Source organism: Variovorax sp. PAMC 28711, from assembly GCF_001577265.1.
In the GTDB taxonomy this organism is placed as follows: Bacteria; Pseudomonadota; Gammaproteobacteria; order Burkholderiales; family Burkholderiaceae_C; genus Variovorax.
Genome location: NZ_CP014517.1, coordinates 606865 through 633429 on the forward strand (window position 1 = coordinate 606865; position 26565 = coordinate 633429).

General features: G+C 67.4%; 27 protein-coding genes. 16 read left to right on the top strand and 11 right to left on the bottom strand.

Going from position 1 to position 26565, the window contains the following annotated elements; genetic code table 11:
- Window positions 1–97: 97 nt before the first annotated feature.
- The 5 genes from AX767_RS03145 (at window position 98) to AX767_RS03165 (ending at window position 4671) form a co-directional block, all read left to right on the top strand.
- Window positions 98–1324, top strand: a complete 1227-nt coding sequence (locus tag AX767_RS03145) for an ABC transporter substrate-binding protein (RefSeq protein ID WP_082754777.1) — start codon at window positions 98–100, stop codon at window positions 1322–1324.
- 101 nt (window positions 1325–1425) lie between these two features.
- Entirely contained in the window at window positions 1426–2280 is an 855-nt protein-coding gene (locus tag AX767_RS03150; RefSeq protein WP_068633295.1) for a branched-chain amino acid ABC transporter permease, read from the top strand.
- A gap of 15 nt (window positions 2281–2295) precedes the next feature.
- Window positions 2296–3243 carry a branched-chain amino acid ABC transporter permease gene (locus tag AX767_RS03155; RefSeq protein WP_068628558.1) on the top strand — a complete coding sequence of 316 codons (948 nt, stop codon included), beginning with the start codon at window positions 2296–2298 and terminating at the stop codon, window positions 3241–3243.
- On the top strand, window positions 3240–3974 hold the full coding sequence (locus tag AX767_RS03160; protein WP_068633297.1) for an ABC transporter ATP-binding protein: 735 nt from the start codon (window positions 3240–3242) through the stop codon (window positions 3972–3974). The genes AX767_RS03155 and AX767_RS03160 overlap by 4 nt, the downstream gene beginning before the upstream one ends.
- Window positions 3964–4671 carry an ABC transporter ATP-binding protein gene (locus AX767_RS03165; RefSeq protein ID WP_068628560.1) on the top strand — a complete coding sequence of 236 codons (708 nt, stop codon included), beginning with the start codon at window positions 3964–3966 and terminating at the stop codon, window positions 4669–4671. The genes AX767_RS03160 and AX767_RS03165 overlap by 11 nt, the downstream gene beginning before the upstream one ends.
- 60 nt (window positions 4672–4731) lie before the next feature.
- Here the strand turns inward: AX767_RS03165 and AX767_RS03170 are convergent, their stop codons facing one another.
- Complete coding sequence (locus tag AX767_RS03170) at window positions 4732–8220, bottom strand: indolepyruvate ferredoxin oxidoreductase family protein (protein WP_068628563.1); 3489 nt, start codon at window positions 8218–8220, stop codon at window positions 4732–4734.
- Window positions 8221–8397: 177 nt separating this feature from the next.
- Between AX767_RS03170 and AX767_RS03175 the strand changes: the two genes are divergently transcribed.
- Together AX767_RS03175 and AX767_RS03180 are read left to right on the top strand one after the other, a co-directional pair.
- On the top strand, window positions 8398–9177 hold the full coding sequence (locus tag AX767_RS03175) for a GntR family transcriptional regulator (protein ID WP_068628565.1): 780 nt from the start codon (window positions 8398–8400) through the stop codon (window positions 9175–9177).
- Window positions 9178–9284: 107 nt separating this feature from the next.
- Window positions 9285–9608, top strand: a complete 324-nt coding sequence (locus AX767_RS03180; RefSeq protein ID WP_068628567.1) for a hypothetical protein — start codon at window positions 9285–9287, stop codon at window positions 9606–9608.
- Between the two features lie 12 nt (window positions 9609–9620).
- On the opposite strand, the gene AX767_RS03185 is transcribed toward AX767_RS03180, so the two are convergent.
- From AX767_RS03185 to AX767_RS03195, 3 genes are read right to left on the bottom strand one after another with little or no spacing between them, the layout of a single operon-like run.
- Window positions 9621–11036, bottom strand: a complete 1416-nt coding sequence (locus AX767_RS03185; protein ID WP_068628569.1) for an MATE family efflux transporter — start codon at window positions 11034–11036, stop codon at window positions 9621–9623.
- Window positions 11033–12289 (bottom strand): MFS transporter, encoded by a 1257-nt coding sequence (locus AX767_RS03190; RefSeq protein WP_068628571.1) that lies wholly within the window; start codon window positions 12287–12289, stop codon window positions 11033–11035. Before AX767_RS03190 ends, AX767_RS03185 begins: the two co-directional genes overlap by 4 nt.
- A complete protein-coding gene (locus AX767_RS03195) occupies window positions 12282–12749 on the bottom strand; it encodes a MarR family winged helix-turn-helix transcriptional regulator (RefSeq protein ID WP_068628573.1) in 468 nt (155 codons plus the stop codon). Before AX767_RS03195 ends, AX767_RS03190 begins: the two co-directional genes overlap by 8 nt.
- Window positions 12750–12799: 50 nt before the next feature.
- Here AX767_RS03195 and AX767_RS03200 point away from each other — a divergent pair, with 50 nt between their 5' ends.
- The 6 genes from AX767_RS03200 to AX767_RS03225 all read left to right on the top strand — a co-directional run bounded on the left by AX767_RS03200 (window position 12800) and on the right by AX767_RS03225 (window position 17669).
- Complete coding sequence (locus AX767_RS03200) at window positions 12800–13342, top strand: PaaI family thioesterase (protein ID WP_068628576.1); 543 nt, start codon at window positions 12800–12802, stop codon at window positions 13340–13342.
- 115 nt (window positions 13343–13457) lie between these two features.
- On the top strand, window positions 13458–14507 hold the full coding sequence (locus AX767_RS03205) for a Fe(3+) ABC transporter substrate-binding protein (RefSeq protein ID WP_068628578.1): 1050 nt from the start codon (window positions 13458–13460) through the stop codon (window positions 14505–14507).
- Window positions 14504–16165, top strand: a complete 1662-nt coding sequence (locus tag AX767_RS03210; RefSeq protein WP_082754779.1) for an ABC transporter permease — start codon at window positions 14504–14506, stop codon at window positions 16163–16165. Before AX767_RS03205 ends, AX767_RS03210 begins: the two co-directional genes overlap by 4 nt.
- On the top strand, window positions 16162–16854 hold the full coding sequence (locus AX767_RS03215; RefSeq protein ID WP_068628579.1) for an ABC transporter ATP-binding protein: 693 nt from the start codon (window positions 16162–16164) through the stop codon (window positions 16852–16854). The genes AX767_RS03210 and AX767_RS03215 overlap by 4 nt, the downstream gene beginning before the upstream one ends.
- Window positions 16851–17261, top strand: a complete 411-nt coding sequence (gene gloA, locus AX767_RS03220; protein WP_068628581.1) for a lactoylglutathione lyase — start codon at window positions 16851–16853, stop codon at window positions 17259–17261. Before AX767_RS03215 ends, gloA begins: the two co-directional genes overlap by 4 nt.
- A 6-nt stretch (window positions 17262–17267) precedes the next feature.
- Window positions 17268–17669, top strand: coding sequence for a PaaI family thioesterase (locus AX767_RS03225; RefSeq protein WP_068628583.1), 402 nt, complete (start codon window positions 17268–17270; stop codon window positions 17667–17669).
- 1 nt (window position 17670) lies between these two features.
- On the opposite strand, the gene AX767_RS03230 is transcribed toward AX767_RS03225, so the two are convergent.
- From AX767_RS03230 to AX767_RS03245, 4 genes are all read right to left on the bottom strand, one after another.
- Window positions 17671–18396, bottom strand: a complete 726-nt coding sequence (locus AX767_RS03230; protein ID WP_068628585.1) for a haloacid dehalogenase type II — start codon at window positions 18394–18396, stop codon at window positions 17671–17673.
- A 4-nt stretch (window positions 18397–18400) separates the two neighbouring features.
- Window positions 18401–19042 carry a bifunctional 4-hydroxy-2-oxoglutarate aldolase/2-dehydro-3-deoxy-phosphogluconate aldolase gene (gene eda / locus AX767_RS03235; RefSeq protein WP_068628587.1) on the bottom strand — a complete coding sequence of 214 codons (642 nt, stop codon included), beginning with the start codon at window positions 19040–19042 and terminating at the stop codon, window positions 18401–18403.
- Window positions 19033–20862 carry a phosphogluconate dehydratase gene (edd, locus tag AX767_RS03240; protein WP_068633300.1) on the bottom strand — a complete coding sequence of 610 codons (1830 nt, stop codon included), beginning with the start codon at window positions 20860–20862 and terminating at the stop codon, window positions 19033–19035. Before edd ends, eda begins: the two co-directional genes overlap by 10 nt.
- A 110-nt stretch (window positions 20863–20972) precedes the next feature.
- Complete coding sequence (locus tag AX767_RS03245) at window positions 20973–21512, bottom strand: OmpA family protein (protein ID WP_068628589.1); 540 nt, start codon at window positions 21510–21512, stop codon at window positions 20973–20975.
- A gap of 87 nt (window positions 21513–21599) precedes the next feature.
- Between AX767_RS03245 and AX767_RS03250 the strand changes: the two genes are divergently transcribed.
- Window positions 21600–22184, top strand: a complete 585-nt coding sequence (locus tag AX767_RS03250) for a gamma-glutamylcyclotransferase (protein WP_068628591.1) — start codon at window positions 21600–21602, stop codon at window positions 22182–22184.
- A gap of 84 nt (window positions 22185–22268) precedes the next feature.
- Window positions 22269–22811: a superoxide dismutase family protein gene (locus tag AX767_RS03255; RefSeq protein ID WP_068628594.1), complete on the top strand. Its 543-nt coding sequence runs from the start codon at window positions 22269–22271 to the stop codon at window positions 22809–22811.
- On the opposite strand, the gene AX767_RS03260 is transcribed toward AX767_RS03255, so the two are convergent.
- Window positions 22808–23371, bottom strand: a complete 564-nt coding sequence (locus tag AX767_RS03260) for a nucleotidyltransferase family protein (protein WP_068628595.1) — start codon at window positions 23369–23371, stop codon at window positions 22808–22810. The genes AX767_RS03255 and AX767_RS03260 overlap by 4 nt on opposite strands.
- 29 nt (window positions 23372–23400) lie before the next feature.
- Between AX767_RS03260 and pdxH the strand changes: the two genes are divergently transcribed.
- Window positions 23401–24054 carry a pyridoxamine 5'-phosphate oxidase gene (gene pdxH / locus AX767_RS03265; RefSeq protein WP_068628597.1) on the top strand — a complete coding sequence of 218 codons (654 nt, stop codon included), beginning with the start codon at window positions 23401–23403 and terminating at the stop codon, window positions 24052–24054.
- Window positions 24055–24073: 19 nt separating this feature from the next.
- On the opposite strand, the gene AX767_RS03270 is transcribed toward pdxH, so the two are convergent.
- Both AX767_RS03270 and AX767_RS03275 read right to left on the bottom strand, forming a co-directional pair.
- Window positions 24074–24340, bottom strand: coding sequence for a DUF4124 domain-containing protein (locus AX767_RS03270; RefSeq protein WP_068628599.1), 267 nt, complete (start codon window positions 24338–24340; stop codon window positions 24074–24076).
- 129 nt (window positions 24341–24469) lie between these two features.
- Window positions 24470–26551 carry a TonB-dependent receptor gene (locus AX767_RS03275; protein WP_068633302.1) on the bottom strand — a complete coding sequence of 694 codons (2082 nt, stop codon included), beginning with the start codon at window positions 26549–26551 and terminating at the stop codon, window positions 24470–24472.
- Between the last annotated feature and the right edge of the window lie 14 nt (window positions 26552–26565).

A 26565-nucleotide genomic window follows, 5' to 3' on the forward strand; every position in this document is an offset into this window, starting at 1 on the left:
TGAAAAGCGCCGTGCGACGCGTGCTGGGTGCAGACGATTTGCTTCATAAAAAATCTCGCATCGACGATTCCATCTATCCACAGAAGGAGCGAGACAAATGACTTTTTTCCCCCGTCAGACGACATGGGCGTGCGGGCTGGCAATGGCTGCGGGCATGCTCGCCGGCACTGCGCAAGCGCAAGACAAGCCGATCAAGCTCGGCATCACCACACCCATCCAACTGCAGGTCGGACGCGACACGCAGGACGCCATCAAGATCGCGATGGACGAGATCAACGCCAAGGGTGGTGTGCGCGGGCGCAAGCTCGAGATGACCGTTGCGGACGAAACCGAAAACCCCGAAGCCGGCATCAACGCGATCAAGAAACTCACGGCCGATGAAAAGGTTGATGTGCTCATCGGCGGCTACACCAGCGGCGTGACGCTCGCGCAACTGCCGCACATCACCGCGTCCAAGACCATTTACCTGGGCGTCGGCGCGGCCTCGCCGTCGATCACCGCCGGTGTGAGAAAAGACTACGACAAGAACAAGTACATCTTCCGCACCGGCCCGATCAACGCAGCGCACCAGGCGCGTGGCTTGGTCGACTTCATCTCGGGCCTCGTGATCGGCGAGATGGGTCTGAAGAAGATCGCGATCGTCGGCGAAAACGCGAAGTGGGTGCAAGACCTCGTGCCGATCCTGAAGAAGGGCGCCGGCGAAGTCGGTGCCGACGTGCGCATCACCGAGCTGTTCGACGCGAGCACCTCCGACTTCTCGCCGCTGCTCTCCAAGGTGAAAGCCAGCGAGGCGCAGTTCATGATCGTGATCCTGTCGCACGGCTCGAGCGACACCTTCGCCAAGCAGTGGCACGACGCGCGCTTCCCGATTCCCTACGGCGGCATCGACGTGAAGAGCATGGACGGTGACTTCTACGAGCGCGTCGGGGGCAAGGCGATCAGCGAGATCGCCGCCAACTTCGCGGTGCGCGCACCACTGACGCCCAAGACCATTCCGTTCTTCGACGAGTTCAAGAAGCGCACGAACCGCGTGCCGGTCTACACCGCCTACGGCGCGTACGACAGCGTGTACGCCTATGCGGCCGCCGTCGAGGAAGCCAAGAGCTTCGACACCGACGCCATCATCAAGGCGCTGGAGAAGACGTCGATGCCCGGCATCGCCGGCAAGCTTGAGTACGACGAAAACCATGACGTCAAGGCCGGCCCCGGCTTCAACAACCTGCTGTTCGCGCAATGGCAGGACAAGGGCAACCGCGTCGTCGTGTGGCCCAAGGCGCTGCGCACCGGCCCGGTGATCAGCCCGCCGTGGCTGGCGAAGAAGTAGCGGTCATGCCGCCTGGCCCGCGTGCGCTGCACCGGGCCTTCTTTCTTTCCCTTTTCATCTGACCGTTGAGTCGCCGCATGGCGGGGGCTCGGGAGTTGCACGTGGCAGAGATTCTCATCTTCGGCGCCATCACGGGCTCGATCTACGCGATGCTCGCGGTCGGGTTCACGCTGATCTTCGGCGTGGCGCGCATCCTCAATCTCGCGCATGGCTCGTTCTATGCGCTCGGCGCCTACGGGGCCTACACGCTGACGGCGGTGGCCGGCCTGCCGCTCTGGGCGGCCGCCATCTTGTCGGTGCTGTTCGTCGCGATCTTCGGCATGCTGGTCGAGCGGGTACTGATCCGGCCGATGCGGGCCTCACAGCTCGCGGTGCTCATGATGTCGCTCGCCGTCGCGCTGGTGGTCGAGCAGACCCTCTTCCTCACCTTCGGTTCGGAGTACCGCAACGTGCCCGCCTTCTCGGACGTGAAGTACACGATCGCCGGCGTCGACGTGGCCGGCTCCCGCCTTCTCGCGCTCGTGGTCGGCGTGATTGCGATCGTCGCGGTGTACGTGTTCATCCGCACCACGCGCCTCGGCAGCGCGATCCTCGCCATCTCGCAGGATCCGGAAGCCGCGCAGTACATGGGCATCCCGAGTGACCGCATCTTCTCGGTGGTGATGGGCATCTCGGCCGCGCTCGCGGGCCTCGCTGGTGTGATGGCCGGGCCGTTCCTCTCGGTCAATCCGTCGATGCACCTGCTGCCGCTGGTCAAGGCTTTCGCGATCGTGGTGCTGGGCGGGCTGGGCTCGATTCCGGGCAGCATCATCGCGGCGTTCATGCTCGGCTACGCCGAGACGATCGTCAGCTACCTCGTGTCGACCGCTTGGACCGAAATCCTGTCGGTGCTGATCACGCTGGTGGTGCTCGTGGTCCGGCCGGCCGGCCTGTTCGGCCGCCGGGCGGCGTTCTGAGGCGGAGCACTGCACATGGAACACAGAAAACTCCGAAAACTCGACGCTGCGGCATGCGTCCTCGTGCTCGCGCTCTTCATCGCGCTGCCGCTGGTCATTCAAAGCACTTACCTGATCGGCGTCCTCACGGTCGCGGCGATCTACGGGATCTGGGCCGTGAGCTGGGATTTCATGTCCGGCCTCACCGGCCGCGAGAACTTCGGCCACTCGCTTTTCATCGGCGTGGGCGCCTATGCGGCCGGCTTCCTCAACACCAGCATGGGCCTCGGACCCTGGTGGGGGCTGCCGGCCGGCATGCTGGTCGCGGTCTTTTTCTCGCTTGTGATGGGCTTTCCCACGCTGCGGCTCAAGGGCCCCTATTTCGCGCTGGCGATGCTGTCGGGCGCGGTCATCATGCAGCGGCTCATGCTGATCTTCTGGGAGTACACCGGTGGTGAAGAAGGCATCCAGGGCATCGAACCCCTGCTGTCGTCCCCGCTGCATTTCTACTGGTTCGTGATCGGGGTGCTCGCGCTCACGACCGCGCTGCTGGCCTGGATCGCGCGCTCCAACTGGGGCCTGATCCTGCGTGCGATCCGCGGCGACGAAGCCACTTGCCTGGCCGCTGGCCTCAACATCACGTTCTACAAACTGGCGTCGCTCGCGATCAGCGCGGCCTTCGCCGGGCTGGGCGGCGCGCTGTATGCGCACTACCAGCTGCAGGTGAGCCCGCAGTTGTTCGCGGTCGTCACCTCGGTCACCATCATCACGATGGTCTACGTCGGCGGCATGACGTCGATCTACGGCGCGATCGGCGGCGCCCTGCTGCTCACGCTCATGACCGAGCTGCTGCGCGACTTCGGCGAGTGGCGCCTGATGATCTATAGCGTGGTGTTGATCCTCATCCTGTTCTTCTTGCCCAAGGGCATCGTGGCACCGGGCTGGCAGTGGCTGCGCGCGCGCCTCGGAAAGGCCTCGGCATGACGCTCCTCACCGTTCGCAACCTGAACAAGCACTTCGGCGGCCTGCATGCGGTCAAGAACATCAGCATGGACGTGGAGAAGGGCGAGATCGTCGGCATCCTCGGGCCCAATGGCGCCGGCAAGACCACGCTTTACAACCTGCTGACCGGCTTCATCCCGGCCGACAGCGGCGAGGTGCTGCTCAATGGCAAATCGATTCGCGGCGTGCGGCCGCACCGAATCGTCGGCCTGGGCATCGCGCGCACCTTCCAGCTGTGCCGGCCCTTCGTCGGCATGTCGGTGCTGGAGAACGTGCTGGTCGGCAGCCTCGGGCCGCGCGTGCCCGCCGGCGACCGCGAAGCGCGCGCGCACCGGCTGCTCGCCGACACCGGCCTCGCCGCGAAGGCGCACTACCCGTCGGAGCAGCTTTCCTACGGGGACTTGCGGCGCCTGGAGATCGCGCGCGCGCTCGCAACCGAACCCGACCTGCTGCTGCTCGACGAGCCGTTCGCCGGCCTCGGCTCGGGCGAGATCGAAGAGGTGTCGGTGCTCATCCGCCACCTGCACCGCGAAAAGGGGCTGACCATCATCCTCATCGAGCACAAGCTGCGCGAATTCATGAAACTGGTGTCGCGTGTGGTGGCGATCGATTTCGGCGAGGTGATCGGCATGGGATCGCCCGAAGACATCGTGAAGAACCCGCGCGTCGTCGAGGCCTACATCGGCCGTCAGGAGGTGGAACATGCTGCTTGAGATCGAACACCTCCAGGCGTTCTATGGCAAGGCCATGGCGCTGGAAGACATCACGCTGGGCGTCGAACGCGGCGAACTGGTCGCGGTGCTCGGGCCGAACGGCGCAGGCAAGACGACGTTGCTCAAGGCGATTTCGCGCACGGTACAGGGCATCGGCAAACTCCAACTGGAGGGCGTGTCTCTGCAGAACCTGCCGGCGCATGCGGTGGTCGGCCGCGGCGTGTGCCACTGCCCGGAAGGGCGGCGCCTGTTCGGCGAGCTCACGGTGCGCAAAAACCTGATGTTGGGCGCGTACCTGCGGACCGACCGCGACGCGATCAACAAAGACTACGACTGGGTGCTGAACCTCTTTCCGGTGCTGCACGAACGCGGCAGCCAGATCGTCAGCACGATGTCGGGCGGCCAGCAGCAGATGGTCGCCATCGGCCGGGCGCTCATGGGTGCGCCGAAGTTGCTGCTGCTCGACGAGCCCTCGGTGGGCATCGCGCACAAGCTCAAGCAGCAGATCTTCGAGGCCATCTGCGCGATCCGCGATCGAGGCGTGGCAATCCTGATGGCGGAGCAGGACGCGCTGTCGGCGCTGCGCATCGCCGACCGCGTGTACGTGCTCGAGCACGGCAAGGTCGCGCAATGCGGCACGTCGGCCGAGATGGCTGCCGACAACCGCATCCAGCAGATCTATCTCGGGGTGGCCTAAGACTCAAAGTGGCGGCGCTGAAACTTCAGCGCCCGCCCCTTCTTGTGGTGACCCGCAGGTTCAGGCAGCCCGCTTCAGCGGGATCACGCGGCGCTGCAGCGCGGCGATCAGGTCCTGCTCGCGCAGGCGGGTCGCGGCCAGTGCCTTGGCACGCACATGGCCGTAGCCGCGGATCTCTTCCGGCAGCGAGGCCAACGCCACGGCGGCTTCGTGGTGGACCGGGTCGGCGTGCGCCTCGAGGGTCAGCAGCGCCTGGGCGATCGTAGTCTCGTAGCGCGCCAGCACCGCGCGCTCGCTGCGCCGCTCCTCGCTGTAGCCGAAGATGTCGAAGGCGGTGCCACGCAACGAGCGCAGCTTCGCCAACACGCGGAACACCGGGATGACCCAGGCGCCAAACTCCTGCTTCTTGAGTTCGCCGGTGACCGCATCGCGCTTCGACAGGAGCGGCGGCGCGAGGTTGAACACCAGCTTGTAGTCGCCCTCGAATTGCTGCGCCACGTTGTCGAGGAAGCCGCTGTTCACATGAAGGCGGGCCACTTCGTATTCGTCCTTGATCGCGAGCAGCTTGAAGTGATAGCGCGCCACGGCCTCGGTCAGCGCGGTGCTGCCACCGAACGTCCTGGCCTCGACGGCGCGCACCTTGCCGACCAGATCGACATAGCGCTGTGCGTAGGCCGCATCCTGGTAGCCGGTGAGGAAGGTCTTGCGCAGCGCGATCGTTTCGTCGAGCGTCTTGACCGGCGAAGGCGACACGCCGGCCTCCGAGGTGGCGCGGCGCGAGGCCAGCAACCGTTCGACCGCCTTCGCGTCGACCGCCGTGCGACGGCCCCAGAGGAAGGCGTCCTTGTTCATTTTTTTCGCCGCACCGTTGAGGTCGATGGCCGCGTCGATCGACTCCGCCGCGATCGGGATGAGGCCACGCTGGTACGCGAAGCCGAGCATGAACATGTTGGCCGCGATGCTGTCGCCCAGCAGCGCCGTCGCGATGCGGCCGGCATCGACGAATTCGGCATGGTCTTCACCGACCGCGTCGATCACGTTGCCGCGCAAGCCATCGCGCGGGAACTGCATGTTCGCGTTGCGCGAGAACTCGCCGGGCATGAACTCTTTCGTGTTGACCAGCATGCGCGTGCTGCCGCGGCGCGCCGCGGCCAGCGTCTTGGAGTTGCCCGCCACGATCACGTCGCAGCCCAGCACGAGGTCGGCGCCGCCGGCCGCGATGCGGATCGTCTTGATCGACTCCGGCGACGGACCGAAGCGCAGGTGGCTCCACACCGAGCCGCCCTTCTGTGCCAGCCCCGCCATGTCGAGCAGGCCGCAGCCGCGCCCTTCGAGGTGCGCGGCCATGCCGAGGATCGCGCCGATCGTGACGACGCCCGTGCCGCCCATGCCCGTCACGAGCACGCTGTAGACCTTCTCGTCGATCGACGGGCGCACCGGTTCCGGCAGCACCGGGAACAGCGTGCTCTCGCTGACGGGCTGCGGCTTGCGCAGCGACCCGCCGAGCACCGTCACGAAACTCGGGCAGAAGCCCTTCACGCAGGAGTAGTCCTTGTTGCAGGACGACTGGTCGATGGCGCGCTTGCGGCCGAACTCGGTTTCGAGCGGCTGCACCGAGACGCAGTTCGACTTGACGCCGCAATCGCCGCAGCCTTCGCACACGAGGTCGTTGATCACCAGGCGCTTCGCCGGGTCGGGGAACGCGCCGCGCTTGCGACGCCGGCGCTTTTCTGCGGCGCAGGTCTGGTCGTAGATGAGCGCGGTGGTGCCGGTGAGCTCGCGCAACTCGCGCTGCACCGCATCGATGTCGTCGCGGTGATGCACCGTCACACCGTCGGGCCAGCGGATGTCGGCCGGGTACTTGTCGGGCTCGTCGGTCACGATGACGATGCGGCCGACGCCCTCGGCGCGCACCTGGTGCGTGATCGTCGGCACGTCGAGCGGGCCGTCGTGCTTCTGCCCGCCGGTCATGGCGACCGCGTCGTTGAACAGGATCTTGTAGGTGATGTTCGTCTTCGCGGCCACGGCAGCGCGGATCGCGAGCAGGCCCGAGTGGAAGTAGGTGCCGTCGCCGATGTTCTGGAACATGTGCGGCCGCTTCGAGAACGGCGCCTCGCCGACCCACGACATGCCTTCTGCACCCATCTGCGTGTAGCCGGTGGTGGAGCGGTCCATGGCCTGCGCCATCCAGCTGCAGCCGATGCCGGCGTAGCCCTTGCTGCCTTCGGGCAGCACGGTCGACGAGCTGTGCGGGCAGCCGCTGCAAAAGTAGAAGCTGCGCGACAGGATGTCGATCACGCCCTTCGGCGCGCGGTAGGCGCGGATCTCTTCGATGCGCTGGCGCAGCGCCGCGTTCTCGCCGAGTTCGAGCAGCCGCTCGCCGATGGCGATCGCGATCTGGTTCGAGTCGAGTGCCATTTCGGACTGCAGCAGCACCTGCCCGGCTTCGTCCTTCTTGCCGACGATCGCGGGTGCGTGCGCACGGCCGTAGAGCTGCTCCTTCAGCTGGAATTCGATGAGGCTGCGCTTTTCTTCGACCACGAGAATCTTGTCGAGCCCCTCGGCAAATTCGACTGCGCCTTCGGGCTCCAGCGGCCACGGCATGCCGACCTTGTAGAGCCGCAGGCCCAGGTCGGCCGCCATCTCTTCCGAGAGGTTCAGGTCGTCGAGCGCCTGCAGCGTGTCGAGGTAGCTCTTGCCGTGCGAAATGACGCCGAGCTTCGCGCCCGCGCCGCCGAGGACCACGCGGTCGATGCGGTTGCTGCGCGCAAAGGCCGTGACCGCGCCAAGCTTGTAGCGGTGCAGCCGCGCCTCTTGCGCATGCGGCGTGTCGGGCTGGCGGATGTTCACCCCGTCGGCCGGAAAGTCCACGCCCTGCGGCAGCGTGATCTCGACGCGGTCGATGTCGACGTCGATCGACGCGGTCGCCTCGACCGTGTCCTTGACGCACTTGATGCCGACCCAGCAGCCGCTGAAGCGCGACATGGCCCAGCCGATCACGCCGTAGTCGAGAATTTCCTGCACGCCGGCGGGGCTCAATACGGGGATCATCGCGTCGACCATCGCGAACTCGCTCTGGTGGCAGGTGGTCGACGATTCGCAGGTGTGGTCGTCGCCCATCAGCACGAGCACGCCGCCCAGCTTCGACGATCCGGCCAGGTTGCCGTGCCGGAACGCATCGCCGGTGCGGTCGACGCCGGGGCCCTTGCCGTACCACATCGAAAACACGCCGTCGTACTTGCCCTCGCCGCCAATCTCGGCCTGCTGCGTGCCCCAGACCGCGGTGGCCGCCAGGTCTTCGTTGACGCCCGGCACGAAGACGACGTGGTGCGCATCGAGGTGCTTTTTCGCGCGGCCGATCTGCTCGTCGAAGGTGCCGAGCGGCGAACCGCGATACCCGCTGATGTAGCCCGCGGTGGCGTGGCCTTCGCGCAGGTCGCGCTGCTGCTGCGTCATCGGCAGGCGCACCAGCGCCTGCGTGCCGGTGATGAAAATGCGCCCGCTCGTGAGCGTGTACTTGTCATCCAGCGTCACCGTCTTCAGAGCCATGGCCGGTCCTCGTTTTCGTGGGAATAGGGGTCGCTTCGAACGCGCGTCCGAACTTTGCCGGCACAAGTGTCGACACTTATTTTTCGGCCGCCTACTAGGGAAAGTCCGATGGCCCTGCTTGCGGGCGCGGTCTGGCTACACTGCGCCGTTGTCAGTCACCTGCGAGACTCGCCCCGAATGCCCAAAACCGCGCCCCGCGCCATCAAGAAGCCGCTTCGCGCACCCCGCGAAGAGAGCAGCGTCGAGCGCCTGTATTTCGAACTGCGGGAGCGCTCGATGCGCTATGACTTCAAGCCCGGCGCCCGCATCAACGAACAGGCACTCGGGCGCGAACTCGGCGTGAGCCGCGCGCCGCTGCGCGAGGCGCTGAACCGGCTGGTTGCCGAAGGCCTGCTCGACTTCGTGATGAACAAGGGTTTCTTTCGCAAGGCGATCAGCGTCGACGAAGTGTTCGATCTCTACCAGGTGCGGATCGCGCTGGAGCGACGCGCGGTGTTCTTGGCCGTGCAGCGCGCGAGCGACGACGAGATCGCGGCCGTGGCGGGGTTCTGGCAGACGTTCCTGGACGAATCCGCGCGGCTCGCCAGCGGCGACATGGTGCTGGCCGACGAAGAGTTCCATCGCCGGCTGGTCGCGCTGTCGCACAACAAGGAACTGTCGGCGTTCATGGAAGTGGTCACGCGACGCATCCACGTGGCGCGGCACATCGACATCGAGCAATCGTCGGACTGGAACGCCCGCGCGTTCGATGCGCACCGCGAGCTGATGGCGCTCATCGCCAGGCGCGACACCGCGGCCGCACTCCAGACGCTGACCGAACACATCGACATGAGCCTGAAGCGCGCGATCGAGATCACGCGCGAGATGGTGGCGCGCTTCTTCCTCGTCGAGACCACGTCCACGGGCAACGCGCATCCGAACACCGCGACGGCGCGACTGGTAACCACCACTGGCTGAGTGCCACCTGACGGCTTACAGTTGTTCATGACACTTCGCGCGCGCCTTACACAGCCTTCACATCGGGCCGCGACGATAGAGGCTCACTCAACCCCATCGGAGTCGCCATGAAAAAACTCTCTTTCGCAGTCGCCCTTGCAGCCTTGCTGTCGCTCGCCTCGCTCGGCACGACCGCGCAGGCGCAGCCCGCCGGACGCCTCATCCAGACCCAGGTCTACGTGGTGCCCGCACCGCCGCCGCCCGGCTATTACCGCCACGCCGAGCCGCGCCGCTACTACGGTCCGCCGCCGCGCCATTACCGGCACGACCGCTACGACCGTCGCGATCGCCATGACCGTCGCTGGGACAACCGCCGCGGCCGCTGGGACAACGACCGTGACGGCGTGCCGAACCGCTACGACAGCCGGCCGAACAATCCCTATCGACGCTGACCGGATGCCGGATCATGTCGGCGCGCCAGCCGGCAGCCGTCGCAACAGGCCGGCCGTCGTTCGGGGCCAGCCGACACGGCCGAACCAGGCGCCGCCGGCAATCGCCGAAGCGATGACGACGCCATAGAAAACCATCGCCAGCCCCTGGATGGCGAACACGTGATGAAGCTGGCCGCCCCAACGCAGCGCCAGCCAGCCGCCGAGACCGGCGACAAGCAGGCGCGTCAGGTTGCCGACCACCGGCCACAGCAAGCGCCCCGCGCCTTGCGAAGCGAAATAGAGCACCAGCCCGACGCCGAAGAAACCGTAAAAGGGCCCGACCGCCTGGAGGTATTGCGTGCCGGTATCGAGCATGGCCGGATCGCTGCCGAACAGGCTGAGCCAGGGTCGCGGAAAGAACGCCGCGACAAGCCCGATCAATTCCGTGAGCGTGAAGGCCATCGCCGCGCCGGCCCACGCCGCGCGCATGGCCCGCTCGCGCTGGCCTGCGCCCATGCAGGTGCCGACCATCGCAACGAGCGGCGCGCCGAGCCCGAAGACCAGCGGCACCAGCAGGTATTCGAGCCGCGACGCCGTGCCGTAGCCGGCGATCGCACCCGACCCGAAGTGGCCCGACAGCGCGGTCGCGATGCCGATCGACAGGTTGGTCGACAAGGTCGCGATCGAACCGACCAACCCGATGCGCAGGATGTCGCGGAACAGCGGCCAGCGCAGCTTCACGCCGGCGAACTTCGGCTTGAGCAGGCTGCGGCTCGATCGCAGGTACACGATCAGCGCGAGCGTGCCGAAGAGGTAGTACAGCAGCAGCGCGACGGCGCCGCCCGCGATGCCCATGCCGGGAATCGGACCCCAGCCGAAGATCAGCAGCGGCGACACCGGAATGAGAAAGAGCACCCCGACCACTGTGACGTTCGCCGGGACGGCCATGTTGCCGGTGCCGCGGATCACGGCGGCCAGCGAGTTGAACATCCACACCAGGATGGCGCCGACGAAGACCCAGTTGGAATAGACCAGCGCCGCCTCGAGCGCCGCGCCGGTGCCGCCCATCAGCGCATAGAGCCAGCGCCCGCCGAGCAGCAGCGCCAGCGAGAACGCGATGCCGAAGCCCAGCGCGATCACGACCGCATGCAGCACCAGCGCATCGGCATCGTCGCGCCGCTGCGCGCCGAGCGCACGCGCGATGGCCGAGGCGATGCCGCCGCCCATGGCCCCGGCCGACGTCATCTGCATCAGCATCACGACCGGAAACACGAGCGCCATGCCGGCGAGCGCATCGAGCCCCAGCTTGCCGACGAAATAGGTTTCGATGAGGCCGACCGCTGCCTGCGCCACCATCACGACCACGTTGGGCGCGGCCAGCTTCAGCAGTGTCGGCACGATCGGCGCTTCGAGCAGCATCCGTGTGCGGGGGTCGAGCGCGGCGCTCATGCGGCCACCTTCGGTGCGCGACGCGGTGGCAGCAGCGCCTCGCGAATCGGCAGGTTGATCAGCGCTGCGCCCACGGCCAGCACGATGTCGATGTACCAGACCCAGTCGTAGCTGCCGGTCGCCTGGAAGATGTAGCCGCCGAGGAACGCGCCGAGAAAGCCGCCGACCTGGTGCGCCAGCATCACGATGCCGAACAGCATCGCCATGTTGCTCGGGCCGAACATCTTGGCGACGAGGCCTGCGGTCGGCGGCACGGTCGACAGGAAGGTCACGCCCATCACCGCGGCGAACACCAGCATCACGCCGGCCGTCTTGGGTGCGAACAGGAAGACCAGCACCGCAAGACCGCGTGTCGCGTAGAGCAGCGACAGCAGCGACTTCATCCGCCAACGGCCGACCGCCCAACCCATCGCGAGGCTGCCGACGATGTTGAACAGGCCGATCATCGCGAGCGCCCAGCCGCCCACCTCCGGCGGCAAGCCGCAGGCCGCCACCACGCCCGGCAAGTGCGTCGCGAGAAACGCGACGTGAAAACCGCAAACGAGAAAGCCCAGGCTCAGATAGCGGTAGCTCGGTGTTGAAAGCGCTTGCCCGATCGCTTCCCGCGCCGTCAATGCCTTCTTGCCCGACGCTGCTGCAGCCTGCGCCGCGATCGCGTTCGAGTTGCCACGCAGCAGCCAGGCCGCCGGCAGCGCCAGCAACACCAGCACGCCCAGCCATTGCATCGACGCGGCCCAGCCGAGCGTCGCCGTGAGGCCGATGGCGATCGGTGCCATCGCGAACTGCCCGAACGAGCCGCCGGCATTCACGATCCCGGTGGCCAGGCCGCGCTTCTCAGGCGGCACGAGCCGCGTCGTCGCGCCCATCAGCACCGACGGCCCGGCCATGCCGGCGCCGCCCGCGGCGAGCACGCCGATCGCGAAGATCAGGCCGGCGGTCGTCGTCATGAGCGGCGTGATCAGCGTGCCGATGGCGACCAGCACGACGCCAATGAAGACCACGCGACCGGTGCCGACGCGGTCGGCCACTGCCCCGGCGAACGGCTGGGTCAGGCCCCACCACAGCTGGCCGAACGCGAAGGCCAGGCTGATGCTGCCGATGCCGAGCGCGGTCGAGGTGTTGAGCGACGAGAGGAAGAGCCCCATCGTCTGCCGCACGCCCATCGTCAGTGCGAAGGCGCCGGCGGCGCCGAGCAGCACGATCCAGAGCGCGCGATAGGCCGGTGCGGTCGCCGTCTTCAGAGGTTCACTCATGGTCGGCTCGCCGGTCGTCGGCCAAACCGGCCTGTTGCAGGATCTCGAGGCTCTCGTCGAGCAGCGCATGAAGCGCCAGCACGCGCTCCACACCGAGCAGTTCGTTCAGGCCTTCTTGCGCTTCACGCCAGTGCGCCTGCGCTTGCGCCCGCTTGGCGCGCCCTTCCTCGGTGATCGAAATGAGGCGACTGCGCGCGTCCGGGCCTTCGGTCTGCGTGAGCCAGCCGCCCCCCACCATCGGCTTGAGATTGCGGGTGAGCGTGGAGGCCTCGATGTTCATCGCGCGCGCCAGATCGACCGGACGCAAAGGCCCGAGGTGCAGCACATGCGAGAGCAGCGAGTACTGCGTCGTCTTCAGCCCGCTGACCGACACGTGCGCGTCGTAGTGGCGCGAGACAAGCCGACCCAGCCGGCGCAGCCTCAGGTTGGTACAGCCTTGCGGCTTGATGGCGGTTTTCATGAAAACAATTGTAGCTACAATCGTTGCATATGCAACTTAACGGAGAAACCATGACCCAAAGCAATCAGCTCGACGCCTGGCTCGCCGCGGAAAGCGAAGTGATCGCGCGGCTGGAAGCCGGCCCGGGTCCGGGCCTGGCACGCCCCGAACAGGTCGCAGGCAAGACCGGCCTCGAAGTCATGCAGATGATGCTGGCTGGCGAGATTCCGTATGCGGCCATCGCCAAGACGCTGGACTTCACGATCGTCGAAGTCGGCCCCGGCGTGGCGATTTTCCAGGGCACCCCGCTGCCCCGCCACCTGAACCCGCTCGGCACCATCCACGGCGGCTGGGCCGCGACGATGCTCGACTCCGCATTGGGCTGCTCGGTGCACACGATGATGCCGGCGGGCCGCGGCTACACGACGGCCGAACTCAGCGTGAACTACGTGCGCGGCCTCACGCCGAAAATTCAACGGGTGCGGGCCGAAGGCAAGGTGATCCATTGCGGTCGCCAGCTCGCCACCGCCGAAGCGCGGCTCGTCGGCGCCGACGGCACGCTCTACGCGCACGCCACCACCACCTGCCTGGTGTTCGAACTGCCGCAACGCTGACCCTGCATCGCGTACGTGTTTTGAGGCATTCGCGCGACCGCGAGTTGATAATTGTTCGCATTGACACGCCTGCGCCAATGCACCATTCCAATTCGAGAATCTCTGGAGGACACCCGTGACCCGACGCCCCACCACCCTGCTTTGCGTGGCTGCCGCCGCATGGCTCGCCGCAGCGCTCCCCGCGCATGCCGCCGAAGAACTCACGCTCTACACCACCCGTGAAGCCGCGCTGATCCAGCCGCTGATTTCGGCCTTCACCGCGCAGACGAAGATCGACGTCAAGACCGTGTTCATCAAGGACGGGCTGCTCGAGCGCGTCAAGGCCGAAGGCGCGCGCTCGCCGGCCGACCTGCTGATGACGGTCGACATCGGCAACCTGATCGACCTGGTCGATGGCGGCGTGACCCAGCCGGTGAAATCCGCCGCGCTCGAATCCGCGATCCCGGCCAACCTGCGCGGCGCCGACGGCCAGTGGTTCGCGCTCTCGCTGCGCGCCCGCGTGCTCTATGCCGACAAGAGCCTGCCGCTCACCAGCTTCCGATACGAAGACCTGGCCGATCCGAAGTGGAAGGGCAAGGTCTGCATCCGTGCCGGCCAGCACCCCTACAACACGGCCCTCGTGGCCTCGATGATCGCGCACGACGGCGAAGCCAAGACCGAACAATGGCTGCGCGGCGTGAAGGCCAACCTGGCGCGCAAGGCGACCGGCGGCGACCGCGACGTGGCGCGCGACATCCTCGGCGGCATCTGCGATGTCGGCCTCGCCAATTCCTACTACGTGGGCCAGATGAAGGCCTCGAAGGAAGGCACCGACGCGCGCAAGTGGGGCGACGCCATCAAAGTGATACGCCCGACCTTCGCCAATGCCAAAACCGGCGGTACGGGTGCCGGCACGCACGTGAACATCAGCGGCGCCGCCGTCGCGAAGAACGCGCCGAACCGCGCCAACGCGGTGAAGCTCGTCGAGTTCCTCGTGTCGGCCCCGGCGCAGGTGCTGTACGCGCAAGCCAACTACGAATACCCGGTGCGCAAGGGCGTGGCGCTCGATCCGATCCTGGCCGCGACCATCGGCGAGCTCAAGGTCGACCCGCTGCCGCTGACCGAGATCGCGAAGCACCGCAAGCAGGCCAGCGTGCTGGTCGACAAGGTCGGCTTCGACCAGTGATCGCGCGGGCCGCGGGCCTGCCAGCGGCCGGGCCGCTCTGGCGCGGCGCCTCGTTGCTGATCGCGCTCGGCGTGCTCGCGCCGGTGCTCACGCTGGCGTGGCTGGCGTTCGGTTCGGGCCTCGGGCACTGGTCGCACCTGCTGGGCACCGTGCTGCCGCAGGCAGCGCTCAACACGGCCTTGTTGCTCTCGGGCGTCGGCGCGCTGGTGCTGCTGATCGGCGTGGGTTGCGCGTGGGCGGTCACGGCGTGGGACTTTCCGGGCCGCGCGACGCTGCACTGGGCGCTGCTGCTGCCGCTCGCCATGCCGACCTACATCGTCGCCTTCGCTTACCTCGACCTGCTGCACCCGATCGGGCCGGTGCAAGGCGCCATCCGGTGGCTGCTGGGCTTCGACAGCCCACGGCAATTCCGCTTGCCCGACCTGCGCTCGTTGCCGGGCGCGATCTTCGTGCTCGGCTTCGTGCTGTACCCGTACGTCTACCTCACCAGCCGCGCGATGTTCACGACGCAGCCGGCCCACCTCATGGAAGCCGCACGCACGCTCGGTGAGACCCGGCTCGGCGCGTTCCTGCGGGTCGCGTTGCCACTGGCGAGGCCAGCGATCGCAGTCGGGCTGAGCCTGGCGCTGCTCGAAACGCTGAACGACATCGGCGCGTCGGAATTCCTCGGGGTGAACACGCTCACCGTCGCGGTCTACACCACCTGGATCACGCGCTCCGACCTGGCCGGCGCGGCGCAGATCGCGTGCGCGATGTTGCTGCTGGTGGTGGCGCTGGTCTGGATGGAACGCCACGGTCGCCGGAACCAGCGCTTCGGTTCCGCGCAACGCATGCGCGCGATGCAGCCGCGCCGGCTGCACGGCGCCGCCGCCTGCACGGCGACGGTGTTGACGGCCGCGCCGGTCGTGATCGGCTTCGTTGCGCCCGCGCTTTACCTGGTCTGGGAAAGCGCCAAGCGGCTGCTTCAGGGCGGTGGCGTGTCGCCGGGTCTCGTCGCCAGCCTGGTCAACACGCTCGGGCTGGCCGCCGGCGTCACGCTGGTGGCCGTGGCGGCCGGCCTCGTCGTGGCATGGGCGACGCGCAGTGCCGGCGCGAGACGCAATCCTGCGCAATGGCAGGCCCGTGCCGCCACGCTGGGCTACGCCGTGCCCGGCACCGTGCTGGCGATCGGCCTGCTCACACCGGCCCTCGCCTTCGATGCCGGCTTCGCGGCGTTCTTCGGGTTGCCCGGCCTGCCGCTCATGGGCGCCGGGATCGTGCTGGTGATCGCGTGTGCTATCCGTTTTCTCGCGATGCCGGTGGGCGGCATCGAATCCGGGCTGGCGCGCATCCCGCCCACCATCGAGCAAGCCGCGCGCCTGCTCGGCGAAACCGCCAGCGGCACGCTGCGCCGCGTGCATCTGCCGCTGCTGCGCCCGGCACTGGCGGCCGGCGCACTGCTGGTGTTCGTCGATGCCATGAAGGAACTGCCCGCCACGCTGCTGCTGCGGCCGGCCAACTTCGACACCCTCGCCACCTGGCTCTATGCCGAAGCGTCGCGCGGCACCTACGAAGAAGGCGCGATCGCGGCACTGGCCATCGTGCTGGCCGGTCTGTTGCCCGTGGTGCTGCTCGCACGCCATCAACTCGGCACCCCACTCGACACTCGCATCGCATGACCGCCTCACTGCACCTGGACGCCGTGCGCGTCGCCTACGACCACCGCGCGCACGCCGTGCTCGACAACTTTTCGCTCGCGCTCGACGCAGGCGACATCGGGTGCCTGCTCGGCCCGTCGGGCTGCGGCAAGACGACCGTGTTGCGTGCCATTGCCGGCTTCGAACCCCTGCGCGCCGGCCGCATCCAGCTCGGCGCCACGCTGCTGTCGTCGACACAGGTTCACCTGCCGCCGGAGCGGCGCAGGGTCGGCATGATGTTCCAGGAATACGCGCTGTTCCCGCACCTCACGGCAGCGCAGAACGTCGGGTTCGGACTGCGGCGCGAGACCGCCGACACGCGGAACAGGCGCGTGAGTGAAATGCTCGCGACGGTCGGGCTGGCCGACGCCGGCGGTCGCTTTCCGCACGAGCTGTCGGGCGGTCAGCAGCAGCGCATCGCACTGGCCCGCGCCCTCGCGCCGGCGCCGGCCCTGCTGCTGCTCGACGAGCCTTTTTCGAACCTCGACGGCGCCACCCGCGACCGGCTCACGCTCGAAGTGCGCAGCATCCTCAAGGCCGCCGGCCAGACCGCCGTGCTGGTGACGCACAACGAAGCCGAAGCCCGCGCCATGGCCGACCACACCGGCGTGATGCACAACGGCCGCCTCGTGCGCTGGACCGCCACGCGCGCAATAATTCCGCCACTATGAGACTACTTCACACGATGCTTCGCGTTGGCAACCTCCAGCGTTCGATCGACTTCTACACCCAGGTGCTCGGCATGCAATTGCTGCGCACCTCCGAGAACCCCGAATACAAGTACAGCCTCGCGTTCGTCGGTTACGAAGGCAATCCGGCGCAGGCCGAAATCGAGCTGACCTGGAACTGGGACACCGACCACTACGAGCTCGGCACCGCCTACGGCCACATCGCGCTCGGCGTCCCCGACGCCTACGCCGCGTGCGACAAGATCAAGGCCGCCGGCGGCACCATCTCGCGCGAGCCGGGCCCGGTCAAGGGCGGCACGACGGTGATCGCTTTCGTGACGGACCCCGACGGCTACAAGATCGAGCTGATCCAGCGCCAGGAAGGCGCCGGCGGCGGCGGACTGCGCTGACTCGCCATGGCCCTCGAAGATTTCCCCGAACCCCTGCTGCACACAATCGGCTTTTCCAGCCTGTTGAAGACCGACCCCGAGGCCGGCACCGCGCGCGTGCGCTTCATCGCGCGCCCCGAGTTCGCCCACACAAACGGCACCATCGTGCAGGGCGGCATCATCACGGCCTGGCTCGACAACGCGATGGCGTTTGCCGTGGTGGGACGCGACCCGTCTGCCGCGCTCGCGAGCCTCGAACTGAAGGTGTCGTTTCTGGAGCGCGTCGGCGTGGAGACCTTCGAGGTCGAGGCGCGCATCGTTCGATGGGGCCGCAGCATCGTGTTTCTCGAGGCCGACCTGTGGGCTGCCGATGGCCGCCTGCTGGCCCGCGCCTCGTCGACCGGCAAGCTGTTGCGCGTCGCGGCCTGATTCAGCAGCCGAGCTGCTCCGCGAGCGCGACGATGTCGCGCGCGTGGAGCGTGTTGGCCGCCACGGGCGACACGTCTTTCGGCTGCGCCGCACCGAACTCGGCCCGGCGCTCGATGTAGGCGGTCTTCAAACCGCAGGCGCGAGCCGACGCCAGATCGTCCTGATGCGTCGCCGCGAGCATCACCTGCCCCGGCGCGACATCGAACACACCCGCGACGCCGAGGTAGGTGCGCGGATCGGGCTTGTAGGCCTTGAACACCTCGGCCGACAGCACGCAGTCCCAGGGCAGGCCCGCGTTTTTCGCCATGTCGGTGAGCAGGCCGATGTTGCCGTTGGAGAGCGTGCACACGATGTATTTCGACTTGAGCCGCGTGATGCCTTCCACGGCATCGGGCCACGCCGGCAAGCGGTGCCACGCCTTGTTCAGCTCGCGCTTGCGGGCCTCGTCGAGGCCGTCGAATCCGAAGTCGCGCAGCACCGGACCGAGGATGCTCAGGTGCAGTTCGTCGATGAGCGTGAAGCCGCCCTCGCCCGCCGCGATGCGCGCCATCACGCTTTTCATGGCGGGCTTGTAGCCGGCGCGCCAGGCCAGCGCGAATGCCTTGCCGTCGACGCCGGGCAACAGGCGCTCGGCTTCGGCGGCGATGCCGCTGTGCCAATCGACCACGGTGCCGAACACGTCGAAGGCGATGACCTTGAGATCGCTCGCGTCGAACGTCGTCGTCATGGCGTCAGCGCGTCAGCTGCGTGGCCGCGCGGGCGAGTTGCTCGATGCGGCCCCAGTCGCCGTCGCGAATCGCATCGGCCGGCACGATCCACGAGCCGCCCACACACGCCACGTTCGACAGCGCGAGAAATTCCTCGGCGTTGCCGGCGTGGATGCCGCCGGTCGGGCAGAAGGTCACGTCGCCGAACGGGCCTTGCCACGCCTTGAGCATCGGCAAGCCGCCGGCCTGCAGCGCCGGGAAAAACTTGAGCTGTGTGTAGCCGTCTTCCTGCGCCGTCATGATTTCGCTGCCGGTGGCCACGCCGGGCAAGAGCGGCAGGCCGAGGTCGTGGCACGCCTTGCCGACCGCGCGGGTGTAGCCCGGGCTCACGCCGAACTTCGCGCCGGCCAACGCCGAGGCCTGCGCATCGGCAGCGCTGCGGATCGTGCCCGCGCCGGCCACGGCATCGGGCACTTCTTTCGCGATCGCCTCGATGCACTGCAAGGCCTGCGGCGTGCGCAAGGTCACCTCGAGCATGCGGATGCCGCCGGCCACCAGCGCACGCGCCAGCGGAACCGCATCCTTGACGTCGTACAGCACGATCACCGGTATGACCGGCGCGTCGCGCATCACGTCGAGGGCAGTGAGTTTTTTGTCTACAGCCATGTGCAGGCTCCTTCTTCAGCAGTCAATGCATTGCGGCGCATGCCGGCGAACAGTTCGCGGCCGAGCCCGTGACCATCGGCGATGCGCTGGGAATCGGTGAGTGTCGCCGTTTCGCGGGCGGCCCACTCGTCGGCCGGCACCCGCACGACCAGCGTGCCGGCCCCGGCGTCGAGCCGGATCACATCGCCGTCGCGCACCTTGGCCAACGGTCCGCCCGCTGCGGCCTCGGGCGACACGTGGATCGCGGCCGGCACCTTGCCCGACGCACCGCTCATGCGGCCGTCGGTGACCAGCGCGACCTTGTAGCCCTTGCCCTGCAGCACCGACAGCGGCGGCGTGAGCTTGTGCAGCTCGGGCATGCCGTTGGCCTGCGGCCCCTGCCAGCGCACCACGCAGATGACGTCGCGGTCGAGCTCGCCCGCGGTGAAGGCGGTTTGCAGCGCCGCCTGCGAATCGAACACGCGGGCCGGCGCCTCGATCACATGCAGTGCGACCGGCACCGACGACACCTTGATGACGCTGCGACCGAGGTTGCCTTCGAGCAGCTTCAGCCCGCCGCTCGCGCTGAACGGGTTGCCGACAGGCCGCGTCACGGCGTCGTTTTTAGAAGGCTGCGCAGGCACCCACCGCAGCGCGTGCGCGCCCTCGGCCACCGCGGGAATGCCGGCGAATTCGCGCAGGCCGCCGGCGCGCACCGTCAACACATCGGCGTGCATGAGGCCGGCGTCGAGCAGTTCGCCGATCACGAAGCCCGGGCCGCCTGCGGCCTGAAATTCGTTGACGTCGGCGCTGCCGTTCGGATAGACCCGCGTCAGCAGCGGCACCACGTCGGACAGTTCGGAGAAATCGTTCCAGTCGATCAGGATGCCTGCGGCGCGTGCCACGGCGACCCAGTGAATCAGGTGATTGGTCGAGCCGCCGGTGGCGAGCAGCGCGGCCATCGCGTTCACGATGCAGCGCTCGTCGACCATCTCGCCGATCGGCGGCACGGTGTGGGCCACATCGCCGGCACGGCCGAGCACGGTGCGCACCGCTTCGCGCGTCAGCGTCTCGCGCATCGCATCGCCGGGCTGGATGAACGCGGTGCCGGGCACGTGAAGCCCCATCGCTTCGAGCAGCATCTGGTTGCTGTTGGCCGTGCCGTAGAAGGTGCAAGTACCGACCGAGTGATAGGCCGCCATCTCCGCTTCGAGCAAGCCCTTGCGGCCGACCAGGCCCTGCGCGGCCTGTTCCCGCACCTTCGATTTCGCGTTGTTCGAAAGCCCGGAAGACATCGGCCCCGCAGGCACGAACACCGTGGGCAGGTGCCCGAAATGCAGCGCACCGATGAGCAGGCCGGGCACGATCTTGTCGCACACGCCGAGCATCAGCGCGGCATCGAACATGTCGTGCGTGAGCGCGACGGCGGTGCTCATCGCAATCAGGTCGCGGCTGAACAGGCTCAGCTCCATGCCGGGGGTGCCTTGCGTCACCCCGTCGCACATCGCCGGCACGCCGCCCGCCACCTGCGCGGTGGCGCCGAGCCGGCGGGCTTCGTGTTTGATGATGTCCGGGTAGTCCTGGTACGGCGCGTGCGCCGAGAGCATGTCGTTGTACGCAGTGACGATACCGATGTTGGGCGCGTGCTCGGCCACGATGCGCAGCTTGTCGTTGGCGGGGGCGCCGGCCACGGCGTGCGCGACGTTGGCGCAGCCCATGCGTTCGGCGCCGCGGTCGCGGTTCTTGATCTCGGCGAGGCGCTGCAGGTAGGCGCTGCGCGTGCTTCGGCTGCGTTCCCGGATGCGGTCGGTGACCGCGAGGACGGTGGCATGTGGGCTCATGAGGTTCTCATCGATCAGGGAAAACCCATGGTACCAAGCGCCCATGAAAAAGCCCGGTATTGCCGGGCTTCAGGTCGATAGGAATTTGCGCCACTGCAGCGCTTTTGCGTTCAGTCCACCAGCTTGGCTTCGACGCGGCGCGCTTCGGCGTCGTTGCCGCTGCCGGCGGTGACGGCCGGCTTTTGCAGATTCACCTTGTCGGCCGGTACACCGAGGCCCACCAGCACGTCGCGCACCATCTCGGCACGCTTTTGCGCCAGTTGCTCGTTGATGGCGGCGTCGCCTGTCGTGTCGTGGAAGCCCGAGACGACCGCCTTGCGACCGTCCTGCACGCCCTTGATCACCGCGGCCAGCGCTTCGGCCGCGCCGGGTGCCAGGTCGGCACTGCCGGTGGCGAAGTAGAAGTTCACCACGCCGTCGTTGACACGGATGCTTGCGCCGTCGGGAATGGTCACCGTGACCGTTTCGGTCACCACGGCGAGCGTCGGCGGATTGACCACGACGACGGGCGCCTGCGTTTTCGCCGCCGCGCTGCGGCCGTTGTGCCAGAGCGCGATGCCGATCACGAAGAACACGACCACTGCGAGCAGTGCGATCAGGAAACCGAGAGCGAATCGTTGCTGGCTGTCGTCGTCGTTGCTGGATGCCATCGGGCGATCTCCGTAAGAAAGGGGTCGGTAAATAATGGTGGGGTGTTCCATGACGGCGAAATTGTAAGTGGCCTCCCTCTCTACCCCATGACGAAGCCTGTGCGCGACCCCCAACCGATGCTCGACCGCGTGATCGACGAATGGGGCGGCCACGACGATTTCTGGGTCTTCGGCTACGGCTCGCTGATCTGGCGCCCCGAATTCGACTTCGCCGAGCGGCGACCGGCGCGGGTGCATGGCTGGCATCGGGCACTCAAGATGTGGAGCCGGGTGAACCGCGGCACGGTCGAGAACCCGGGCCTGGTGTTCGGCCTGTTGTCGGGCGGCAGCTGTCGCGGCATGGTGTTCCGGATTCCGCGCGCCGATGCGCTCGACACGCTGGGCCGGCTCTGGCTGCGCGAAATGCCGACCGGCGTCTACGACCCGCGCTGGCTCGACTGCGTGACACCCGGCGGCAACGTGCGGGCACTCGCCTTCACGCTGTCGCGCCGCAGCCCCAACTTCACCGGCGACCTGACCGAAGCGCGTTACCGGCAAATTTTCGCGAGCGCGACCGGCCGCTACGGCACCTCGCTCGACTACGCCCACCAGACGCTGGTCGAGCTGCAGCGCCACGCGATCCACGATGCGGCGCTGGCGCGGCTGCTCCGGCTGGCCCGTTCCGATCTGTAGACCGCGTCCGACGCCACAGAATGGGCCGATGCGCTAAACCATCGGCAGTCGCACGATGCGCATTCACTTCAAGGAACCCGACACATGACGAACCGATTCACTTTGAGCGTCGCCGCCCTGCTCACCACGGCCGCGCTGGCCGGCTGTGGCGGCATGAAGATGGGCGGCAAGGCCGCCGCTGTCGCCAACCTCACCCCCACCGCCGCGATCACGCCGAACCCGACGATGGGCAAGGTCACGTTCGACGCGCTGGAACACGGCGTGCGCATCGCCGGCGAAGTGCGCGGCCTGGTACCGGGCAGCGAGCATGGGTTCCACATCCATGAAAAGGGCGACTGCGGCAACAACGGCGATGCCTCCGGCGGCCACTTCAATCCGGCCGGCGGCACGCACGGCAAGTTCGGCGCGCCGGGCAGCCATGCCGGCGAACTGCCGAGCCTGGTCGCCGATGCCAATGGCGTCGCGCGCTTCAGCGTCGAAGACCACACCGTGTCGCTGATGGACGGTGCCGACAACAACGTGGTCGGCCGCGCGCTGGTGGTGCACCGCGACCCCGACGACTTCAAGACCCAGCCGTCAGGCAACTCCGGGCCGCGCACGGCATGTGCCGTGATCGCGCGGACCTAGGCCTCCCACGCCCCTTTAGCGAGGAGCGCTTCGGCATGCCGGAGCGCGGCGGGCGTGTCGATGTCAGTCACCGTTCCGATGTCGTCCGTGTCGACGATGGCGACCCGATCGGCGGCGGCCAAGATCCGCAAGACAGGTGCAGCGCCCTGGTTCCCTTCGAGCGCGGAGAGTTGAGCGAAGCAGCTGCGCGCGAAGGCCACCGGATGACCGAGCTCACCGCGATACGACGGTCGTGCCGCCTGCAAGGCTCCACGGAGCACCGTTGCCATGGCACGCAAGGTCGATGGCTGAACCAGCGGCAGATCGCCCGGCAAGACCAGCCATCCGCCCGCATCCGGCGTGGCTCGCACCGCGGCTGCGATCGAATCGCCCATGCCCGGATGCCCCGCGTCTTCCAGGTGCCAGGGCAGGCCGCTGGCCTGCACGGCGGCCAGGGTGCGGGCCAGCACGGTCTGCCCGCCCAGCCTCGCCTGCAACTTCGATCCTTCGCCACCGGCGGCCCGGAAACGCTCACCGCGTCCGGACGCCAGCACGATCACAACGGGTAGTGGCGCGCTCATGCCGCCAGTATCGACCGACAATGCCTTCCATGACTTCTCCGAACGACGATCTCGCGGCCCTGCGCAAAAGCTACGAACGGGCCGAACTCGACGAAAACGCCAGTGCCGAGGTGCCGCTCATGCAGTTCGAGCGCTGGCTGGCCGAAGCGATCGACGCCAAAGTGCCCGAACCGAACGCGATGACGCTGGCCACCGTTGGCGGCGACCTGCGGCCTTCGACCCGCATCGTGCTGATCAAGGGCTACGACGCGCGCGGCATCGTCTGGTACACGAACTACGAAAGCCGCAAAGGCCAGGAGCTGGCGGGCAATCCGTATGCCGCGCTGCAGTTTCACTGGGTCGAGCTGGAACGCGTGGTGCGCATCGAAGGCACGGTCGAAAAGGTGAGCGATGAAGAGAGCGACGCCTACTTCGCGAGCCGTCCACTCGACTCGCGCATCGGCGCATGGGCCAGCCCGCAAAGCGAAGTGATCTCGGGTCGCGACGTGCTCGTCAAGAACGCGGCGGTCGTCGCCGCCAGGCATTTGCTCTCGCCGCCGAGACCGCCGCAATGGGGTGGCTACCGGCTGGTGCCGGAGCGCTGGGAATTCTGGCAAGGCCGCAAGAGCCGATTACACGACAGGCTGCGCTATCGGCGCGACGGTGAAGGAGCCGGTTGGTTGCGCGAGCGCCTGGCGCCCTGAGCGCTTCTTGACGAGTCGGCTAGAAAGTGTCCGGCAACGGCCTGCCGGGCTGCGGCGCCGTCAACTCGGGCGGCATCGGCTTGCCGTCATCGAGGATCTTCTTCTGCGCCGAAAAAATGTCCTTGGCCTCGAGCCGATCAAGCGGGCTGCCCACCTGTGCCGGGACCGTGGGCCGATCGACCTGTGCGATGTTGCAAGGCCGGTCGGTCAGGATGGTTCGGCCCTTGGCGTCCCTGCAGGAATTGACTTCCTGCGCGGACGCCAGAGGCACAAGGGCGCAGACCATGGCGCCGAGCGAAAGTAGTCTTAAAGCATTCATTCCTGAATCCTAAGATGGTTCTCGCCCGCCGTCCATCGGACGCCTGCTCGTCGCCCGCGCGAATCATCAACCTTCGCGCTCGCCCGGCCGCAAGCTTCAGAAGGTCGCGCGAAGTCCGACCTTGAGGGTGCGGCCCGGCAACGGCGCGTTGGGGAACACGGTCGTCGTCAGGATCGATGTCGCGCTGTACGCCAGCTTGTTGCCGATGTTGTCCAGGCGCGCATACCACGTGAGGTTGGCGCGATCGACTTTCATGCGGTAAGTCAGCGCGGCGTTCCACAGCGTGTAGGCCTCGGTTTCGCGTGCGCCCACGGTCGGCACCCGGCGCTGGGCAGCGTTGTAGTCGAACCCGACACGCGCGCCCCACGGACCGTTGGCGTAGGCCAGCGTCGCACCCAGGCGCCACGGCGCGATGCGTGGCAAGGGCTCGCCGGTGTCGCTGTTGGTCGCGCGCACCGCGTCGCCGCGCCACTCGAGGTCGAGCGTCGAGGCATCGTCCGCACGCGCAAAACCGTCTTTGCCGAGCAGCCGCAGATTGCCGCTGGCTTCGACGCCGGCGAAGCGGGCCCGCACGCCGCTGTAGCGGTACTCGGCCAGCGTGTCGGTGACCTCCGGATCGGTCACGACGTTGCCTTCTTCATCGAGGTTGCGGCCCGAAGCGGCAAGCCCGATGTAGTTGCGAAAACGCGTGGCGTACAGGTTGACCTTCGCCGTGTTCGCACCCGATTTCCACTGCGCCCCGAAGTCGATGCCGGTCGACTTTTCCTTTTGCAGCGACGCGTCGCCGACTTCCCACGCCGCGGTCGCGACGTGCGGGCCGTTGGCGAAGAGTTCGTAGTCCTTCGGTGCGCGCTCGGTGTAGGCGAGGTTCGAGGTCAGCTGCCATTGCGGCGTCAGGTTCACCAGTGCGCCGAAGGCTGCGCTGTGCGGATTGAAGCTGCGCTCGCCCTCCGTGAAGCGCGTGACCGACAGGTCTTCCGGGTAGCCGAGCGATGTCACTTTCACCTGCTCGGTGCGTGCGCCGAAGCTCAGGCGGCCCCACGAGGTGCCGTATTCCTCGTGCAGGAAGAAGGCGTTCGCCCGCGTGCGGCTGTTCGGTGCGAACGCCTCTTCGCCATCGGCCGAGAAACGATTGCTCTCGCTGCTGAAGCCGACCAGGCCTTCGAGATTGCCGATCTTCCGGTGCTTGGCTTCGAGGCGAAAGTCGTCGCTCTTGTTGGCGAAGGTGGTGCCCGCCTGGCTGCCTTCGAATTCGGTGTGACGGTAGTCGGTGCGGCTCAGCTTGGCATGCACGCTGGTGAAAAAGCCGCCCGGGCGCCACTCGCCTTCGAGCGCGTAGCGGTCCGACTTCATGCCGATCGTCACGTCGTCTTCGGCGACGGTGCCGTAGGTGCTGCGATAGGTGCTGGCCGAGGCGCCGATCCAGCCCTGATCGAAGAACAGTGTGCCGCCGATGGCGCCGCCGTGCGCTTCATTGGCCGAGTTGCAGATGCGGCGCGCTACCCACGGCGATCCCGGCTTGCTGCACTGCAGTTCGATCGGCACCTTCACGTCGTCGGAGTCGCGGCTGAACGCGTCGACGTGCAGCGCATAGCGGTCGTTGCCGCCCTCCAGCACCACGCCGCCGTTCTTCTCGCGATTGCCCATCGAATAGCCGAGATCCGCACGCCCGCCGAAGCTGCCGGCCGCGTCGAACGGCTCGGTCGGGATGCGGTTGTCGATCACGTTGACCACGCCGCCGACGGCGCTGCCACCGTACTGCAGCGCCGACGGGCCACGCAGCACTTCGATGCGGTCGGTCACCAGTGCATCGATCGGCACCGCGTGGTCGTAGCTCAGCGCCGAGGCGTCGGGTGCACCGCCGCCGTTTTGCAGGATGCGGATGCGGTCGCCGTCCTGTCCGCGAATGATCGGCCGGCTGGCATTCGGGCCGAAATAGCTGCTGCTCACGCCCGGCAGGCTGTCGAGCGTCTCGCCCAGCGTGGATTGCGAGCGCAGGAGCAAGGCGTCGCCCTGCAGAACGGCGGTGGGCGCGATCGAATCGGTGGCGCCGAGCGGGTTGCCGGTGACGGTGATCTCCTGCAACGTGGCGGTTTGTGCCGACGCGACGGAAACGAAAGAGGCAAGAAACGTGAATGCGGCGACGCCGATGGCGCCCCGACGGAAAGGGGAAGTCATGAAGGAAAACTCGT

Excerpts from the sequence above, each read along its gene's own strand:
- AX767_RS03145 (WP_082754777.1), top strand. The coding sequence starts at position 98 with ATGACTTTTTTCCCCCGTCAGACGACATGGGCGTGCGGGCTGGCAATG.
- AX767_RS03155 (WP_068628558.1), top strand. The coding sequence starts at position 2,296 with ATGGAACACAGAAAACTCCGAAAACTCGACGCTGCGGCATGCGTCCTC.
- AX767_RS03160 (WP_068633297.1), top strand. The coding sequence starts at position 3,240 with ATGACGCTCCTCACCGTTCGCAACCTGAACAAGCACTTCGGCGGCCTG.
- AX767_RS03165 (WP_068628560.1), top strand. The coding sequence starts at position 3,964 with ATGCTGCTTGAGATCGAACACCTCCAGGCGTTCTATGGCAAGGCCATG.
- AX767_RS03170 (WP_068628563.1), bottom strand. The coding sequence starts at position 8,220 with ATGGCTCTGAAGACGGTGACGCTGGATGACAAGTACACGCTCACGAGC.
- AX767_RS03175 (WP_068628565.1), top strand. The coding sequence starts at position 8,398 with ATGCCCAAAACCGCGCCCCGCGCCATCAAGAAGCCGCTTCGCGCACCC.
- AX767_RS03180 (WP_068628567.1), top strand. The coding sequence starts at position 9,285 with ATGAAAAAACTCTCTTTCGCAGTCGCCCTTGCAGCCTTGCTGTCGCTC.
- AX767_RS03185 (WP_068628569.1), bottom strand. The coding sequence starts at position 11,036 with ATGAGCGCCGCGCTCGACCCCCGCACACGGATGCTGCTCGAAGCGCCG.
- AX767_RS03190 (WP_068628571.1), bottom strand. The coding sequence starts at position 12,289 with ATGAGTGAACCTCTGAAGACGGCGACCGCACCGGCCTATCGCGCGCTC.
- AX767_RS03195 (WP_068628573.1), bottom strand. The coding sequence starts at position 12,749 with ATGAAAACCGCCATCAAGCCGCAAGGCTGTACCAACCTGAGGCTGCGC.
- AX767_RS03200 (WP_068628576.1), top strand. The coding sequence starts at position 12,800 with ATGACCCAAAGCAATCAGCTCGACGCCTGGCTCGCCGCGGAAAGCGAA.
- AX767_RS03215 (WP_068628579.1), top strand. The coding sequence starts at position 16,162 with ATGACCGCCTCACTGCACCTGGACGCCGTGCGCGTCGCCTACGACCAC.
- gloA (WP_068628581.1), top strand. The coding sequence starts at position 16,851 with ATGAGACTACTTCACACGATGCTTCGCGTTGGCAACCTCCAGCGTTCG.
- AX767_RS03225 (WP_068628583.1), top strand. The coding sequence starts at position 17,268 with ATGGCCCTCGAAGATTTCCCCGAACCCCTGCTGCACACAATCGGCTTT.
- AX767_RS03230 (WP_068628585.1), bottom strand. The coding sequence starts at position 18,396 with ATGACGACGACGTTCGACGCGAGCGATCTCAAGGTCATCGCCTTCGAC.
- eda (WP_068628587.1), bottom strand. The coding sequence starts at position 19,042 with ATGGCTGTAGACAAAAAACTCACTGCCCTCGACGTGATGCGCGACGCG.
- edd (WP_068633300.1), bottom strand. The coding sequence starts at position 20,862 with ATGAGCCCACATGCCACCGTCCTCGCGGTCACCGACCGCATCCGGGAA.
- AX767_RS03245 (WP_068628589.1), bottom strand. The coding sequence starts at position 21,512 with ATGGCATCCAGCAACGACGACGACAGCCAGCAACGATTCGCTCTCGGT.
- AX767_RS03250 (WP_068628591.1), top strand. The coding sequence starts at position 21,600 with ATGACGAAGCCTGTGCGCGACCCCCAACCGATGCTCGACCGCGTGATC.
- AX767_RS03255 (WP_068628594.1), top strand. The coding sequence starts at position 22,269 with ATGACGAACCGATTCACTTTGAGCGTCGCCGCCCTGCTCACCACGGCC.
- AX767_RS03260 (WP_068628595.1), bottom strand. The coding sequence starts at position 23,371 with ATGAGCGCGCCACTACCCGTTGTGATCGTGCTGGCGTCCGGACGCGGT.
- pdxH (WP_068628597.1), top strand. The coding sequence starts at position 23,401 with ATGACTTCTCCGAACGACGATCTCGCGGCCCTGCGCAAAAGCTACGAA.
- AX767_RS03270 (WP_068628599.1), bottom strand. The coding sequence starts at position 24,340 with ATGGTCTGCGCCCTTGTGCCTCTGGCGTCCGCGCAGGAAGTCAATTCC.
- AX767_RS03275 (WP_068633302.1), bottom strand. The coding sequence starts at position 26,551 with ATGACTTCCCCTTTCCGTCGGGGCGCCATCGGCGTCGCCGCATTCACG.